We start from the raw sequence: 14,741 nt of genomic DNA, 5'->3' as shown, positions 1-14,741 counted from the left end.
GGAAGTTCTGACAATTCTTTCCCCTCGTTAGTGTTTTGGTTCATTTCTTCTATTGTAGGGCTAAAGGGGTGACTGGATTTACAGTGTTAAATTAGATTTATAATTTGATTAACAATTCTATCAACATCTTGAATTAATAATCTAGCCTGAGTTATGGTAATTTGCTCTTGAGGTGCTTTATAAGTATCATCAGATTGAAACTCAGGATAGAGAAACTTTTCTCGATAAATTTTCTTCGCACTCATAGACAATGATTCCCTGTTGAAATTCCTGTATTAAGTTTGGTTTAATATCAGCATAGTTAAAAACATGAAAAATAGGCATCAGCAAAAATTCAACATAAAAGTCTGCAAAAACTTCTGATAATTCCCAAACAATTTGATTTTCATGTTCAAAATTGCCTAAAATCCAAATATTGACTGTTTCCTGTTCATGTTTTTGGATAATGACATGAGGACTAATTTCTGAACGATAATAATTTTTATACAAATTTTCAACAATAATTAAATCAATCCCATCTAACTGTTTAATGATATTGATTTCAGCAGAAATACTGTTGTTAATCCTCTGATAAAATCCTAGAAAATCATCAGGGTATGATTTCAGGGGAATTGTTAACTCCTTAATTGTATCTCTAATATTGTCTATATCAATAACAATCATATCAACTCTCCTGATTAAACTAAGGTATTGATTAGTAATGACTTATTCTTGAGTCGTGTTCACCTCATGTTCAAAATAAGAGCGCAGTACGGTATTCATCATCGATTGATAGCCTTTTCCTTTTTCTCGAATTTCACAGAACTTTTAGGCTGCTTTTATATTGACTTCAACACGAATATCCATACCTGCTTTAGCTATCATTATCACTAATTTATCAATACTAAATCTTTCGATATCGCCATTCATCAAATCACTAATGCGAGGTTGAGTCTCGCCAAAAAATACAGCAGCTTGCTTTTGAGTCCATCCTTTTGTCTGAATAAAATGTTTAATTGTTAACATGAGATCAGCACGAATTTTGAGATTGAGAGCTTCTTCAGGCGCAAAGCCTAAATCTTCAAATACATTAGTGCGACCTTGAATAATTTCAGGAACTTGATTCTGGCTCATTTGTCCATTCCTTGTTTATGAAACTGTCGGTATTGCAACATTTGTTGATAACGCTTTTGTCCAATTTCTATATCTATTTTTGAGGTTTTTTGAGTCTTCTTTTGGAAAGCATGGAGTACATAAATAGCTTCCTCAAACCGGGCAACATAGAAGATGCGATAAGCATCATTAACTCGAATACGGATTTCTTCAACTCCTAAACCAACAATAGACATTGGTTTAAAGTCGGAAGGTGTCTCTCCTCTCTGAATAGCACGAAGCTGAAAACCAGCTTTACGACGGGCTGACTCTGGAAAATTTGATAAATCTTCTAGGGATGATCCTATCCAGCGAATGGGTTTATCAGTCATATCTTAGTATATACCTTATTTGGTATATACTAAGATATGACGGTGCGATCGCATTGTAAGAACTCCGAGGCTTACACAACGGGCACAGCTATTTTTCGGGTAGCGAAATTCATCAAGAATAGAGGTAGAGTCTCCAACAAAAATAGCAGGCTTTGCCTGCTAGAAACTATTGCCAGGTCAAACCTAGCAACGAGGAAAATCAAGGATTGACTAATAATACATAAAACCGCTTATTTCTCTTTAGCCAATAGGCGATCGCTTCTGAAAAAATATCCTGTAAAATTTGCCAATCATTAGGATAATTCTCAGCAAAATTTTGCCATTGATCATAAACAAGCAAATAAGATGAAGCTTCAAACCAACTAAGATCAGTTAGACAATCTTGCCAAGCATCCCAATTATAGCCAAAATATTCGGGTAAATTCATCACCGTGCTGGCTGTTTTTAGAAAATCAGCTTTATTGTTAATTGTGCTACCGTCAAAATAAAATAACTGACAGTTATAGTTTTGACAAAGTTTAGATAATTCCTCAGCCGAAATATCTAAGGGAAACTGATAAATATTAGGCTGACTTTTACCCTGGATAAGATCTAATATTTGATTCATTGTCTTAAAACCCTCAAAAAACTTTGATAATGGTCGCTGGTGTAATAAATTTCCCCCTGACTACCGACAACAAAGCGCCTTGCTCCCCGATGGCTTACCCCTGGAGTTGGTATGGTATATTCCCGATAATAGCCATTGGGTTTATTGGGTAATAATTTTTCTCGATTAAAGAAAGTTGAGCCATCTTTTTCTGGGTAAGGAAAAGGGCCACCTTGAGCAATTAATTTTAAAGTATTCCGGGCTTCTGCTGGAAGTTGACTCAAATTAACTGTCGGAACTTGAGCAATGATTGTTGTTTCCGTAGCGGAAACGGGAGAAAAGTGAAAATGATGGGTAATCGTAACGGTAAAACCGACTAAGCAGGCTAGGAAAAAAATCAATCCTTTTCTCAAAAAAGACATGGTTTTTGACTTACTACGTCCAGAATATTATTGATAATATCATGATTATAGCTATTAAAAGCATATTTTTATTAATTTTTTATAAGGAAATGTCGATATATGTCATAAAAGTTGCATTATATTGAATAAGTTTGTAAAAAGTTAGAGAAATTGAAAACCTAGAATTTATCTGCACTATTTCTCTAAATAGGAACACCTTCAATATGTTAAAAAAATCTTCAACTTGGCGATATTTGTGGATTGTACTTATATTTTCCTGGGGTCTTCAGGCTTGTCAGTTCTCGTCTCCACCCCCTAAACCCGATCCCGTCTTTAACCTAACATCAAATGCCAATATAAACTATCAACAACTCAAACAATTATTAGCAGAGTATCGCTGGAAAGAAGCGGATCAAGAAACCTTTAGAATTTTACTCAAACTGAGTAACCGACAAGCAGAAGGTTGGTTAAGTCAAGCTGATGTAGAAGGTTTAGTTTGTGAGGATTTACAAACCATAAATCGATTGTGGAATTATTATAGTGATGGTCGGTTTGGGTTTAACCAACAGGAAAAAATTTGGACATCTTTAGGGGGGATAATTGGTAACTATACCCCGGAGATGGCTGAGAAATTTGGCGATCGCGTCGGTTGGCGTCGGGGAGGTCAGTGGCTTAAATACGATCAACTGAATTTTTCTGATCACGCACCCGATGGACATTTACCCGCCACCACCGGAAACGGGGTCAGTGGGGGTGTTTGGAATGGGGTCGCCTCCATGACCCATCGAGTTAAATACTGTGCTGTCATTGATGCGTTAGCAACGGGTCAATGGATAAAAGCAGACTTAAAAACCTTAGAATTGTTTGAAAAGTACCGAATTCCGATTGAAAATTATCCTCATGTTCCGGCTCCCTTGGTAATTTCTGAAATTCCCTGTTCGGAACTCCAGGGGGTTGATCAGCTATGGGTGAAATACTCTAAGGGGCGGTTTGGTTTAAGTGTTCAAGGTAAAATTTTAAAATCCATCGGTAATTCTTCGGAGAAACTCGAAGACCGTTATGAACAATTTGAACAAGCGGTGGGTTGGCGTATTGATCCTCGTGATATGACCTATGAGAAAGGTGATCCCAAAACGGTTCCCTTGGGACATTTTCCCTATCGATTAGGTCACAGTTATGATACCTTTGGTTCGGGTTTTAACCGGACTTGGCGACTGTTAATTAACCCTAATTGTGGGTTTTAAGTCTGTTATCGTCTTCTCCGACTTCGACTTCGACTTCGACTTCGACTTGAACTTGTAGAAGAAGTATTTCTCTTCTTGATTAAAATTAGCGATCGCAGATTGATAACTATTTAATCGCGCATAAACAGCCCCTGGTTTCTAGGTTCTACCTATCTTGAATTTCGCTATTAACACAAACTTTAGCCAGGTAGATAAATGCGATCCCATTTTCCTGCGTATTCAGTTTTATTATTTTATTAGAAAAATGGTTAATTTTAAAATTACAACTCAATTAAAATATTAATGTTAAGAACCAAATATCTATCTACAGAGGGATTTATCTCTTCTGTTTGAGAAATTAACCTCAAAAGGGTTAACATCTGTTAAAAAAAAGATTAAGATCAGGTTAGCCTTCAAGTTCCAGAGAACAACCACCAGGCACAAATCTCTAGTATTGTTAGTTTTTTGATCACCCTTTCTTCCCTTGCTTTTATTCCCATGAAAGGATATTTTCTTGTGTCTAATTTTAGAAAAATTATCCCGAATCAAACAACTTTAACATTACTGAAGTTGTATGCACCCTTTTTAATTGTATTATTGATTGTGGCATGGCAACAACGTGTTCCCGTTCATATATTAACAAGAGATATTTTTTCGATAACAAAAGTGCCTAGTTATACCGGATTAATTTCTAATTTTGGTATTTTAACCTGGTGCTTTAGTTGGGCTATTTGTACTTTCACTTTTTTCCTGATTAAGCCCAGACATAATCTTGATAAACAAATCAAAAATTTTATTGGATTATCGGGATTAATTTCTTTGTGGCTGATGCTAGATGATTTATTGATGCTGCATGAGCAATGGTTGCCCTATCTTCTCCGAATTTCAGAAGATATAGTTATAGTAGCAGAATTAATTTGGGTTATTTTTCATTTAATCTATTTTAGAAAAATTATCTTAAAATTTACTCAATTCAAAATTTTAGCCCTAGCTCTGCTCCTCTTTATTGTTTCAATCTTTTTAGATTTTTTACCTATAAAAATTGATTATATAGGGTTCAAAAGTGACTGGTTTTTTCTATTAGAAGATGGAAGTAAATTAATGGGGATTATAACGTGGTGTTTTTATTTTTGTGGCGTTTGTTACCAACAATTAATCAAATATAGCAATCCTATTTGATTGGTGTTAAAAATTTTTGAGCAAAAGGGATTGATTCAGGAGAGCCGTAGGTTTAAGAATATTTAGTTAAATAAATATTAAGAAGGGATTGGTTTTTGGTTAAGTATAGGTTAACATAAGGTAAATGTAGCTTAATCCCCGGAAATCTCAACTGCATTCTTCCTCATTTTCCGGTGAAAATTAAGCCGTAAAATAAGAGGTTTTCAATGTAGGCAATTCAATCCTCAGCTTGATATTCCATTCCGCCTAATTGAACTATCAAACTGTCATATATTTTGACGCTGATCACTGCTTTCAAGATCAGCTTGTATCCGCTCCCAGACAGTTGTATAATTGGCAGCCATCCCCCTTGCACTCAGGAGTTTAATTCTAAGTGCAAGACAACTCATTTCTGGCAGGATTTGCACCCTAATGATTAAGAGACGCCAATTTATTCCTCTGTTTTTATCAGGGATTACCTTTTCTTTAGTAGTAGCCTGTAATTCCTCTCAACCCTCTGGAAATAACACTGTTCCCAGTCAAAATTCTAATGGAATTCCCATTGGAGTTGTCCTAGCTCAAACCAGTAACGCCGCATTATTAGGACAAGAACAAGTCATCGGCGCGAAAATGGCAGAAAAGTATTTTAATCAACAAGGAGGTGTGAATGGAACTCCGATTAAATTAGCGTTTCAAGATGGGGGAGGCGATGAACAAGGCGCTATTAATGCCTTTAATACTTTAATTACTCAAGAGAAAGTTGTGGGAATTTTAGGCCCTTCTTTATCCCAACAAGCCTTTGCCGCTGACCCCATTGCCGAACGAGCAAAAGTCCCCGTTTTAGGCCCTTCTAATACCGCTAAAGGAGTTCCTCAAATTGGGGATTATATTGCCAGGGTTTCGGCACCTGTTGCGGTTGTCGCCCCTAACGCGGTACAAGCAGCATTAAAAATTAATCCTAATCTTAAAAAAGTAGCCGTTTTATTCGCTCAAAATGATGCTTTTAGTAAATCAGAAACGGAAACTTTTCAACAAACCGTTAAAGATTTAAACCTAGATTTAGTCACGGTGCAAAAATTCCAAACCACAGACACCGATTTTCAGAACCAAGCCACCGCCACGATTAATTTAAACCCCGATTTAATTATTATTTCGGGACTAGCTGCTGATGGTGGAAACTTAATTAAACAGTTACGACAACTGGGTTATCAAGGATTAATTATTGGCGGCAATGGTTTAAATACTTCTAATATTTTCTCCGTCTGTCAAAAAGAATGTGATGGTGTGATTATTGCTCAAGCTTATAGTCCTGAAATTGATAATCCAATTAATAAAACCTTTCGGGAAACTTATCAAGCTGAAAATAAAAAAGAACCGCCTCAATTTACCGCCCAAGCTTTCGCAGGAATTCAAGTATTTGTAGATGCTTTGAAAACCGTTGACCAGAAGAATAAAGTTAGTAGTTTATCCTTAGAACAGCTAAGAGATCAATTAAATCAAGCCATTTTAGCAGGAAAATATCAAACAGTTTTAGGCAATATTTCCTTTACTCCTGAAGGGGAAGTAGTACAAGAACAATTTTATGTTGCTCAAATTAAAATGGATGAAACGGGAAAAAATGGCAAATTCACCTATTTAAAATAATCCCTATCTTCTGGTTCCCCTGGTTCTACCAGGGAACACAATTAAGGAGGCTCTGCCTCCAGTGAAAATAGCAGGCGGAGCCTGTAATAAGACATTGCTAGGTAGAACCTAGCAACGAGAGATGAGAGAAGAAAAAACCTTATATTGATAATAATTATGGATTTTAATTTTTTTCTGCAATCTTTTTTAAATGGTTTATCCATTGGTAGTGTTTACGCTATTTTTGCTTTAGGGTATACTCTGGTTTTTTCAATTTTAGGGGTGATTAATTTTGCTCATGGGGCTATTTTTACCCTAGGAGCTTATTTTACCTATATATTATCCGGGGGTGTTTTTGGGTTTAATGGATTATTAGCAAATGGAAAATTACCCTTTCAATTGCCGTTTTTTTTAGCCTTAATTTTAGGCAGTATTCTAGCAGGATTAGCATCTGTTATCTTAGAACGATTAGCCTTTAAACCGTTAAGAGTTAGAGGGGCTGATCCTTTATTAACCCTCGTTTCTAGTTTAGGGGCTGCGGTCGTTATTGTCAACGTAATTCAATATTTAGTTGGGGCAGAAATTTACACCTTTCCTGATAATATTTATGGCAATATCCCCGCAGCAATTAATTTTGGGACAGCGACTCGACCGATTATGATTAGAACCGTACAAGTGATTATTTTTTCAGTTTGTGCGGTTATCGTTGGGTTATTAACTTATTTTGTTAATAGTACAAAACTTGGGAAAGCTTTACAAGCAGTCGCAGAAGATGAAGTTACCGCTAGTTTATTAGGAATTAACACCGAACAATTTATTGTATTAACGTTTTTTGTGAGTGGTGTCTTAGCAGGATTAGCAGGAACTTTAGTGGGTTCTAGTGTTAGTATTGCGGGGCCATATTTTGGGATTGGTTTTGGGTTAAAAGGGTTAGGGGTGATTGTTTTAGGGGGGTTAGGGAGTATTCCCGGATCGGTGATTGGGGGGTTATTATTAGGATTAGCAGAAGCTTTTGTTCCGTCGGATTTTTCCGGTTATCGAGAAGCGATCGCTTTTGCTATTCTATTTATTATGCTATTAGTTCGACCCCAAGGATTATTCGGACGTAAACGCATTCAAAAGGTATAATTACAATTCATGATTAATTTTTTTAACACCTATGGTTTTTTAATCGTTTCCATGCTCTTTGGATCGGTTTTGGGGTTGTCTGTTTATTTACCTTTAATGGCGGGTCAACTCTCCTTAGCAACCCCTGGATTTTATGCGTTAGGTGGTTATATTGCCGCGATTTTATCAACGCAAGTGTTTAAATTTACAGGGCCGATTTTTCCCTGGCATTTTCTATTTTTAGAACTGCTAATAACTGCCCTAATTTCTGCTATTTTAGCTGTAGGATTAGGCATTCCAGTGTTGAGATTACGGGGAATTTATTTAGCAATTTCAACCATTGCTTTTGTAGAAATTTTAAGGGTTTTAGCCTTGAATTTAGAAATAACAGGCGGGGCTGTAGGTATCTTTGGAATTCCTCAACCCTTTACAACTTCTCTGGAATATTTATGGGTTGCGATTCCCTTATTAATTCTAAGCATGGTCTTCTTATATCGCTTAGAAAAAATTAAAGCGGGACGAGCTTTTAGTGCGATTCGAGAAGATGAATTAGCCGCCGATTCAATGGGAGTTAACCCCACTTATTATAAAGTATTATCCTTTACTTTGGGGGCAATTTTAGCCGGATTAGTGGGAACGATTAGCGCCCATTTTCTCAATACTTGGAATGCTCGTCAAGGAACCTTTGATAGTAGTATTATTTATTTAGCTTTTGTCTTAATTGGAGGATCAAGAACCTTTTGGGGGCCAGTTTTAGGAGGAATTATTTTGACCGCCTTACCTGAAGTTTTACGGGGAATGGGAGGAATAAGCAGTTTACCCTTATGGTTAGCTCAATTTCTGCGAGATGGTCGTTTAATTATTTTTGGGGTGTTATTGGTTTTAGGATCAATTTTCTATCCTCAAGGCTTAATTACTCCTGAATTATTAAATAAAATTTCTCGAAATAATCCTTTTCGAGGAATTTTGAAAAAACAATCTATTAAAGGTTAACCGATGAGTTCATCAACAGTACAACCGATTTTAGAGGTACAAGGTTTAACCCGATATTTCGGGGGTTTATTAGCCGTTGATCAGGTGTCTTTCACGGTTCAAAATCAAGAAATATTTGGTTTAATTGGCCCTAATGGAGCCGGAAAAACAACTTTATTTAATTTAATTACTGGGTTAATTCCGCCTTCAAAAGGATCATTAATTTATCAAAATAATCCCATAACTCAATTAAAACCTTATCAAATTGCAGAACAAGGAATAGCCAGAACTTTTCAAAATCTGCGGTTATTTGGTAATTTATCGGCTTTAGAAAATGTTGCGATCGCTCGTCATACTCACAACAAATCTAATCTGATTTCAGGGATTTTAGGCTTACCCCAAGCCGTTCAAATCGAACAAAAAAACTATCAAAAAGCTAGGGAATTATTAGCGATTTTGGGATTAGCAGATCGGGCTGAACAAAAAGCCTGTAATTTTGCTTATGGCGACCAAAGACGCTTAGAAATTGCCCGTGCGTTAGCCTTAGAACCGAAATTATTATTATTAGATGAACCAGCGGCGGGGATGAACCCTAGTGAGAAAAAAGAATTGAGTGATTTAATTCGACATATTGCGAAACAATTCCAATTAACAGTAATTTTAATAGAACATCATGTCCCCTTAGTCATGGGGTTGTGCGATCGCATTGCAGTTTTAGACTTTGGTAAACTCATTGCATTAGGAGAACCGGAAATAGTAAGAAATAATTCTGCGGTCATTGAAGCTTATTTAGGAGATGAATAAATTATGTTAGAATTAGTGAATGTATCCGTTAATTATGGCTCTATTCAAGCCTTAAAAGACATTAATATTGTGGTAAACCAAGGGGAAATTGTCACCTTAATTGGAGCCAATGGAGCCGGAAAAAGTACCACGTTAAAAACGATTTCTCGCTTAATTAATCCCCATCAAGGAAAACTAATTTATCAAGGAAAAGATATTACTAATTTACGTCCTGATCAAGTGGTTAAAAGAGGAATCGCCCAAAGTCCAGAAGGTCGGAGAATACTATCTCGACAAACGATATTAACGAATTTAGAATTAGGGGCTTATACCCGCAGCGATCGCTTAGGAATTAAAGCGGATATTGAAAAACAATTTCTCACCTTTCCTCGGTTAGCAGAACGAAAACATCAATTAGCAGGAACTCTAAGCGGTGGAGAACAACAAATGTTAGCGATCGCCCGTGCGGTCATGAGTCGTCCTCAGCTATTATTATTAGATGAACCCAGTTTAGGATTAGCCCCCCAAATTGTTCGAGAAATTTTCTCAGTTATTCGTCAACTGAATCAATCTGGTGTTACGATTTTATTAGTGGAGCAAAATGCCCATTTAGCCTTAGAAATTGCGGATCGAGGTTATGTTTTAGAAGCGGGTTGTTTAACCTTAACTGGAAAAGCTTCTGATTTATTAATGGATGAACGAGTCAAACAAGCCTATTTAGGTTAAAAGAATATTATACAATGACTATTGATAAAAAATATTATGCCAAATTATAAAAAACAAAAGGGTTGTCAAACGATGGTACGTCGCAGCTTTTTATTATTAATTGGGTTCTTAATTTTCAAGGGTTTAAAAGCTTTTTTCTCAATTGCTGAAAACCGCGATCGCACATTACAATTGATCAATCAATTCAAACAAACCTATTTTTCAGAACGATTTGCTACTACTCCTCCTACACCTCAATCTTCAATTTCTACTCCTACAATTGTTAAAACACCTATTCTCAATACCCCCACACCCCAACCCCTGATTATTCCAAACTCTCCTTCTCCTAGTCCTAACAATTCTGCTGTTTTATTAAACGGGATACAACCTGTACAAATTCTTCAAAAAACATTATTTGGGATTCCGTTTTATCAAACCATTATTAATTTAACTGATCCTGAAAATTTGATAACCATTGGGTTAGCTAATAACGCACCTCAAGCGAATAGTAGTCAAAAATCTTTCGGAGATGAATCCTTTTTAAACTTTGTCAAACGGTATCCGGCGGCGGTCGTTGCTAATGGGACTTTTTTTAGTAAAGATGCTCAAAAACGAGTCATGGGAAATATAGTTGGGGAAGGCAAATTTTTAAAATATAGTCGTTGGGAAAATTTTGGGACAACGTTAGGATTAAAAGCCGGAAATCGACCGGAAATGATCACAACTAGACTCGAAGGAAAGCCAGAATGGAATCAACATTGGTTTTCTTTAACCTGTGGCCCTCGATTAATAAAACAGGGTAAAATTTGGTTAGCACCCAAAACAGAAGGGTTTAATGATCCTCATGTTTTAGATCGAGGATATCGTACCGCTATTGGATTTTCTCAAACCGGAAAAGAACTCTTTTTAGTTTCTTTTTTAGCGAGTTTAACATTACAACAAGAAGCAGAAGTCATGAAAACAATTGGATGTTATGAAGCGATGAATTTAGATGGCGGTGCGTCGGAAGGGTTAGCTTATCACGGAGATATGTATATTAATCCAGGGCGAAATTTAACGAATGTGATTGTGATTTATGATCGCAATTATCCCGCCCCAACTCAACTTAAAACCGCTTGGAAACAGTTCCAAGCTGGTCAACGTCCCCTCATTCCCATTAATAGTTAAATTCTTATTGAGGATGAACACTTCCATCGGGTAAAATCGCCCCTTGTAATTTAGCTCCTGTTAATTTTACCATAATTTTATCGCCTATTCCTACTTTTGCCCCGGTTAAATTGGCACATCTTAAATCAGCCCCACTTAAATCAGCCCCAATTAAATTAGCTTCTTGTAAATTCGCATAGGTTAAATTCGCCTGTAAAAAATTAGCTCTAAATAAATTTGCTTTATACAAACAAGCACCACTTAAGTTAACTTTATGTAAAAACGCATCACTTAAATCAGCTTCACTTAAGTCCGCACCGCTTAAATTTCGACTAGAAAAATCCCGTTCTTTTAAATCTTCCCCTTTAAAACTTAATCCACTTAATTCTGTGGGTTTAGGGGGAGGGGGTGGTGGAGAAGGTGGTGTTTGCGGTTGAGAATTAACAGAAGTTGGAGAACGCTGAAAAGTTGCATTTTCAGGAGTTTTTACACGGCTTTGATAGGTCGAAGATTGATAGGAAGAAGAGGCTCGTTGATGGGTGTTGGAAGTCGAATGTCCTGACCCATTGGAGGAAGAACGAGGATAAGCTTCTGAACGCTGAACTGTTGATGAGCGTTGAGTTGAATTTGATGAAGAACGACGCAATAAAGAGCGCAATTTCTCTCGCGCTTGATTAAGTTCTTTGAGTTTTTCCTCAGCGATTTTTCTTAATCGTTGATTGTCTTCAGGAATGCGATCGGGATGCCAAATAAATGCCAAGTCTTTATAAGCCTGATCCACCAATTCTAAGGAGGCACCAGGCTTAAGATCTAACACTTTATAATAGTAATTCAACTCACCCGGAGTTATCATGGCAGGAGTCCGCAATTAAGGATTTAGCATTTATAATTAAGAATCAGAAAATAAAAATCTTTTCGATTCCAAATTTTGATCCTAGTTTGTGATTCAATCAACAAAAGAGGAGATAGTAACTGCAATCTATATTAGCGCTATAGCTTAACATACTCCTCTCTCCCTCAGCATTTTTTATCGGCGAAATACCCCTAAACCATTGTGAACGGGGGCGGCAGTATCGGGAATTCGGTTTAAAAGTTGACCTCCTAAGACTAAACTGGTGGAACTTCCTCCGTCTAAATTTAGCGCATCTGTGGCGCCTAATTGCTGCATTAGGAGCGCCATTTCTGTTAATTTAGCACCGACACCCCCCACACGGTTATGGACGGTGGCAATTAACCATTCTCCCTTGGCCGTAACCCCGACACTGCTACGAATTGCAGACTGATCAGCAAACCAAATATTAAACCCTTCGGCGATCGCATCAACAACTACTTGTCCATTTTGTAATAGTAATGGCCCCCCGCCTAAAATATGGGGAAAAGCATTAAAATCCGAGGGTGTTGTTTGGGATTCTATCGTGATAGATGTACCGATAGAAAACGAACTTAAAACACTCCGAAATGATCGCAAAGTTAATAAATAACCATTTTTAGGAATTGCAATGGCAGTGGTCGTATTTGTCTGTTCAAGTTGTTGTTTAACGATATTATTTTCCACAACAATTATAATTTCATTCCCCGCTAAAGGGGTATAACTTTCGCCCCATTCAGGAGTATATCGAGCAATTCCAGCTTTCACATAACCTGTATTCAGTAATTCACAATCTAACCGTTGTCCTGATGAAGTAATTAAGGTTTCTTTTAAACTTAAACGAGCAATTTTAACTTGTCCCGAATCATTCCAAGCGATCGCTCCTCGGTTTAAAATCGGCCCCGAAAACCATTGATTATCCCGCCGAATTGCCCCTAAAGGTAAAAGATTATTGCGGTTAAAATAGCCACCATTAATTGCTCCTAAACATTGACAATTATCTACGGTTTTCGCCAAACTGTCAATTCCCTTCATTCCCGTTTGGTTTGTCCAAATTGGACGTAAATTCAAACTCGAACCCGGAGTTAGCATTAACCAAACAACCGGAAAACGGCTATTATTTAAAGTCATATATTGTTGTCGCCAGCGCAGTCCTTTTGTCCAAGTAATATCGCGTGAAATTAAAGCATCCTGGCGTAATTCAATAACAATTCGATTCGGATTATTTAGACTAGAAACCTTCACCCCATAACCATCGGGTAAAGTTCCTTGAATCACCGTTTGATTATTAGCAATTTTAACAATCGGACGAGCAGGTTTTTGGGCATTTCCTCCCGTTTCTCCTTCATTTTGTTGTTCAGAATTGTCAGAAGGCGGTGTAGGTTGAGATTGTTCTTGGAAGGGTTTAGCAATTGTTGGATTCGTAATCGCATCTACAACGACTTCCCATTGAGTATTTTGTTGATAAAGTTCCCAAGGAGTTGGTTGATTTAAAGTAACAGTCATTTGAGAACGATTAGCAGGTTCTTCAAAGGTTAAAGTTTGCACAGTTCCCAATTTAGAAATAACGTTAAGAGTTTGGTCTTCAATCTCTAAATCCCATCCCGATAATTCCGCCAACGAATTAATTTTTAAATAGCGACATTCGGCATCAAAAGTTGTTGGGAGGTTATAAGAATTTGCAGAAAACCAACTCACAGCTTGCTGGCTTTCCTCCGTCGTATTTAAGGGATTTATCCCTAAAACTTGCATGATTCCTTTGTCACTAATTCCCGTATTTGTAGCAATTCCTGAACTCCATTGACTCCAAGGTAACTTCCATTTTCGCCCATTGACAGACAGGTGGGTTCCTGTGCGAATAATTCCCCGTTTAGATAATTCTACAATATATTGACAAATGATCGGATCAGCTTTTTTAAGCAGGACTAAAGCTTGATAAATAATCGCAGCAACTTCTCCTCGTGTTGCGGTTAAATTAGGATTAAACGCTTCAGGATTAGGATAATTCACAACCCATTGAGAACGAGTTGCTGTAATAATTGCTTGAGTCGCATAATTAGGAATTTGATCCGCATCAGTATAAATATCTTCTAAGTTTAAATGCTCACCTTTGGCTAAGTTTAAACCCGAAACTAACGCTAATAAAACTTGTAAGCGCGTGACGGGATTTTGAGGGTAAAACCGTCCATCAGGGAACCCCGAAATAAATCCAGATTCATAAGCCGTTTGAATTGCTTTTGCAGCCCAAAAATCCCTCGAAACATCACTAAATTGAACATATTGACGTTTAGCAGATGTGGGAAATGTCGCCTGTAAAAGCGTTGCAAATTCCGCACGAGTTAAATTTTGATCCGGGCGAAATGTGTTATCCTTAAACCCATTAATGAAACCTTGAGCTTGCAAACGTTGAATAAAAGGACGCGCCCAATGTTGGGTGATATCTAAAAAAATAGGTTGTGAACTGTTCATATTATTGAGTTAACAATCAAAGAGATAGACCTAATACAGTAAGATTATTTCACCGAATGGACTCTCCATTCCGTATAAGTTTTTGAGTTCTATATTTAATATGAAGTTCTTAAATGTTGGCTAATCACTTTTTTCTATCCCTTATTCCCTATTTTCTTTTCCCCCCTATTCCCTATTCCCTATTCCCTATTCCCTATTCCCTATTCCCTGTTCCCTGTTCCCTGTTCCCTGTTCCCT

The 14,741-nt window shown here is 37.1% G+C and carries 16 protein-coding genes; 8 read left to right on the top strand and 8 right to left on the bottom strand.

What is annotated here, in order from left to right:
• Positions 1-86: 86 nt before the first annotated feature.
• The 6 genes from PL8927_RS02315 to PL8927_RS02290 form a co-directional block, all read right to left on the bottom strand.
• Positions 87-245: a hypothetical protein gene (locus PL8927_RS02315; protein WP_156093074.1), complete on the bottom strand. Its 159-nt coding sequence runs from the start codon at positions 243-245 to the stop codon at positions 87-89.
• Positions 202-663, bottom strand: a complete 462-nt coding sequence (locus tag PL8927_RS02310) for a hypothetical protein (RefSeq protein ID WP_083617199.1) — start codon at positions 661-663, stop codon at positions 202-204. Before PL8927_RS02310 ends, PL8927_RS02315 begins: the two co-directional genes overlap by 44 nt.
• 144 nt (positions 664-807) lie before the next feature.
• Positions 808-1,113, bottom strand: coding sequence for a helix-turn-helix domain-containing protein (locus tag PL8927_RS02305; RefSeq protein WP_072716898.1), 306 nt, complete (start codon positions 1,111-1,113; stop codon positions 808-810).
• The gene (locus PL8927_RS02300) at positions 1,110-1,463 is read right to left on the bottom strand and encodes a type II toxin-antitoxin system RelE/ParE family toxin (RefSeq protein WP_083617196.1); all 354 of its coding nucleotides are present in this window, start codon (positions 1,461-1,463) and stop codon (positions 1,110-1,112) included. Before PL8927_RS02300 ends, PL8927_RS02305 begins: the two co-directional genes overlap by 4 nt.
• A gap of 199 nt (positions 1,464-1,662) precedes the next feature.
• Positions 1,663-2,070 (bottom strand): barstar family protein, encoded by a 408-nt coding sequence (locus tag PL8927_RS02295; protein WP_083617193.1) that lies wholly within the window; start codon positions 2,068-2,070, stop codon positions 1,663-1,665.
• Entirely contained in the window at positions 2,067-2,471 is a 405-nt protein-coding gene (locus PL8927_RS02290; RefSeq protein WP_083617190.1) for a ribonuclease domain-containing protein, read from the bottom strand. The genes PL8927_RS02295 and PL8927_RS02290 overlap by 4 nt, the downstream gene beginning before the upstream one ends.
• Positions 2,472-2,674: 203 nt before the next feature.
• On the opposite strand from PL8927_RS02290, the gene PL8927_RS02285 reads away from it, so the two are divergent.
• From PL8927_RS02285 to PL8927_RS02250, 8 genes are all read left to right on the top strand, one after another.
• Positions 2,675-3,694 carry a GUN4 domain-containing protein gene (locus PL8927_RS02285; RefSeq protein ID WP_083617189.1) on the top strand — a complete coding sequence of 340 codons (1,020 nt, stop codon included), beginning with the start codon at positions 2,675-2,677 and terminating at the stop codon, positions 3,692-3,694.
• Positions 3,695-4,276: 582 nt separating this feature from the next.
• Positions 4,277-4,852 carry a hypothetical protein gene (locus PL8927_RS02280; protein WP_156093073.1) on the top strand — a complete coding sequence of 192 codons (576 nt, stop codon included), beginning with the start codon at positions 4,277-4,279 and terminating at the stop codon, positions 4,850-4,852.
• Between the two features lie 411 nt (positions 4,853-5,263).
• The gene (locus PL8927_RS02275; protein WP_083617184.1) at positions 5,264-6,475 is read left to right on the top strand and encodes an ABC transporter substrate-binding protein; all 1,212 of its coding nucleotides are present in this window, start codon (positions 5,264-5,266) and stop codon (positions 6,473-6,475) included.
• Between the two features lie 156 nt (positions 6,476-6,631).
• Positions 6,632-7,582 (top strand): branched-chain amino acid ABC transporter permease, encoded by a 951-nt coding sequence (locus tag PL8927_RS02270; protein WP_083617181.1) that lies wholly within the window; start codon positions 6,632-6,634, stop codon positions 7,580-7,582.
• A 9-nt stretch (positions 7,583-7,591) separates the two neighbouring features.
• Entirely contained in the window at positions 7,592-8,554 is a 963-nt protein-coding gene (locus tag PL8927_RS02265; RefSeq protein ID WP_083617179.1) for a branched-chain amino acid ABC transporter permease, read from the top strand.
• 3 nt (positions 8,555-8,557) lie between these two features.
• Positions 8,558-9,337, top strand: a complete 780-nt coding sequence (locus PL8927_RS02260; protein ID WP_083617177.1) for an ABC transporter ATP-binding protein — start codon at positions 8,558-8,560, stop codon at positions 9,335-9,337.
• Positions 9,338-9,340: 3 nt separating this feature from the next.
• On the top strand, positions 9,341-10,042 hold the full coding sequence (locus tag PL8927_RS02255; protein ID WP_083617173.1) for an ABC transporter ATP-binding protein: 702 nt from the start codon (positions 9,341-9,343) through the stop codon (positions 10,040-10,042).
• A gap of 36 nt (positions 10,043-10,078) precedes the next feature.
• Complete coding sequence (locus tag PL8927_RS02250; protein WP_083617170.1) at positions 10,079-11,188, top strand: phosphodiester glycosidase family protein; 1,110 nt, start codon at positions 10,079-10,081, stop codon at positions 11,186-11,188.
• A gap of 4 nt (positions 11,189-11,192) precedes the next feature.
• On the opposite strand, the gene PL8927_RS02245 is transcribed toward PL8927_RS02250, so the two are convergent.
• Both PL8927_RS02245 and PL8927_RS02240 read right to left on the bottom strand, forming a co-directional pair.
• Entirely contained in the window at positions 11,193-12,020 is an 828-nt protein-coding gene (locus tag PL8927_RS02245) for a pentapeptide repeat-containing protein (protein WP_083617168.1), read from the bottom strand.
• A 174-nt stretch (positions 12,021-12,194) separates the two neighbouring features.
• Positions 12,195-14,504: a phosphodiester glycosidase family protein gene (locus tag PL8927_RS02240; RefSeq protein ID WP_083617165.1), complete on the bottom strand. Its 2,310-nt coding sequence runs from the start codon at positions 14,502-14,504 to the stop codon at positions 12,195-12,197.
• Between the last annotated feature and the right edge of the window lie 237 nt (positions 14,505-14,741).

The sequence above is a fragment of the Planktothrix serta PCC 8927 genome, from assembly GCF_900010725.2.
Classification (GTDB): Bacteria; Cyanobacteriota; Cyanobacteriia; order Cyanobacteriales; family Microcoleaceae; genus Planktothrix; species Planktothrix serta.
Note: the sequence above shows the minus strand (reverse complement) of the source record. Positions and strands in the feature narration are given on the sequence as shown.

What these genes read in the sequence shown, in the direction of transcription:
- PL8927_RS02250 (WP_083617170.1), top strand. Translation starts at nt 10,079, where the DNA reads ATGCCAAATTATAAAAAACAAAAGGGTTGTCAAACGATGGTACGTCGC.
- PL8927_RS02260 (WP_083617177.1), top strand. Translation starts at nt 8,558, where the DNA reads ATGAGTTCATCAACAGTACAACCGATTTTAGAGGTACAAGGTTTAACC.
- PL8927_RS02265 (WP_083617179.1), top strand. Translation starts at nt 7,592, where the DNA reads ATGATTAATTTTTTTAACACCTATGGTTTTTTAATCGTTTCCATGCTC.
- PL8927_RS02315 (WP_156093074.1), bottom strand. Translation starts at nt 245, where the DNA reads ATGAGTGCGAAGAAAATTTATCGAGAAAAGTTTCTCTATCCTGAGTTT.
- PL8927_RS02310 (WP_083617199.1), bottom strand. Translation starts at nt 663, where the DNA reads ATGATTGTTATTGATATAGACAATATTAGAGATACAATTAAGGAGTTA.
- PL8927_RS02240 (WP_083617165.1), bottom strand. Translation starts at nt 14,504, where the DNA reads ATGAACAGTTCACAACCTATTTTTTTAGATATCACCCAACATTGGGCG.
- PL8927_RS02295 (WP_083617193.1), bottom strand. Translation starts at nt 2,070, where the DNA reads ATGAATCAAATATTAGATCTTATCCAGGGTAAAAGTCAGCCTAATATT.
- PL8927_RS02270 (WP_083617181.1), top strand. Translation starts at nt 6,632, where the DNA reads ATGGATTTTAATTTTTTTCTGCAATCTTTTTTAAATGGTTTATCCATT.
- PL8927_RS02285 (WP_083617189.1), top strand. Translation starts at nt 2,675, where the DNA reads ATGTTAAAAAAATCTTCAACTTGGCGATATTTGTGGATTGTACTTATA.
- PL8927_RS02275 (WP_083617184.1), top strand. Translation starts at nt 5,264, where the DNA reads ATGATTAAGAGACGCCAATTTATTCCTCTGTTTTTATCAGGGATTACC.
- PL8927_RS02305 (WP_072716898.1), bottom strand. Translation starts at nt 1,113, where the DNA reads ATGAGCCAGAATCAAGTTCCTGAAATTATTCAAGGTCGCACTAATGTA.
- PL8927_RS02245 (WP_083617168.1), bottom strand. Translation starts at nt 12,020, where the DNA reads ATGATAACTCCGGGTGAGTTGAATTACTATTATAAAGTGTTAGATCTT.
- PL8927_RS02255 (WP_083617173.1), top strand. Translation starts at nt 9,341, where the DNA reads ATGTTAGAATTAGTGAATGTATCCGTTAATTATGGCTCTATTCAAGCC.
- PL8927_RS02300 (WP_083617196.1), bottom strand. Translation starts at nt 1,463, where the DNA reads ATGACTGATAAACCCATTCGCTGGATAGGATCATCCCTAGAAGATTTA.
- PL8927_RS02290 (WP_083617190.1), bottom strand. Translation starts at nt 2,471, where the DNA reads ATGTCTTTTTTGAGAAAAGGATTGATTTTTTTCCTAGCCTGCTTAGTC.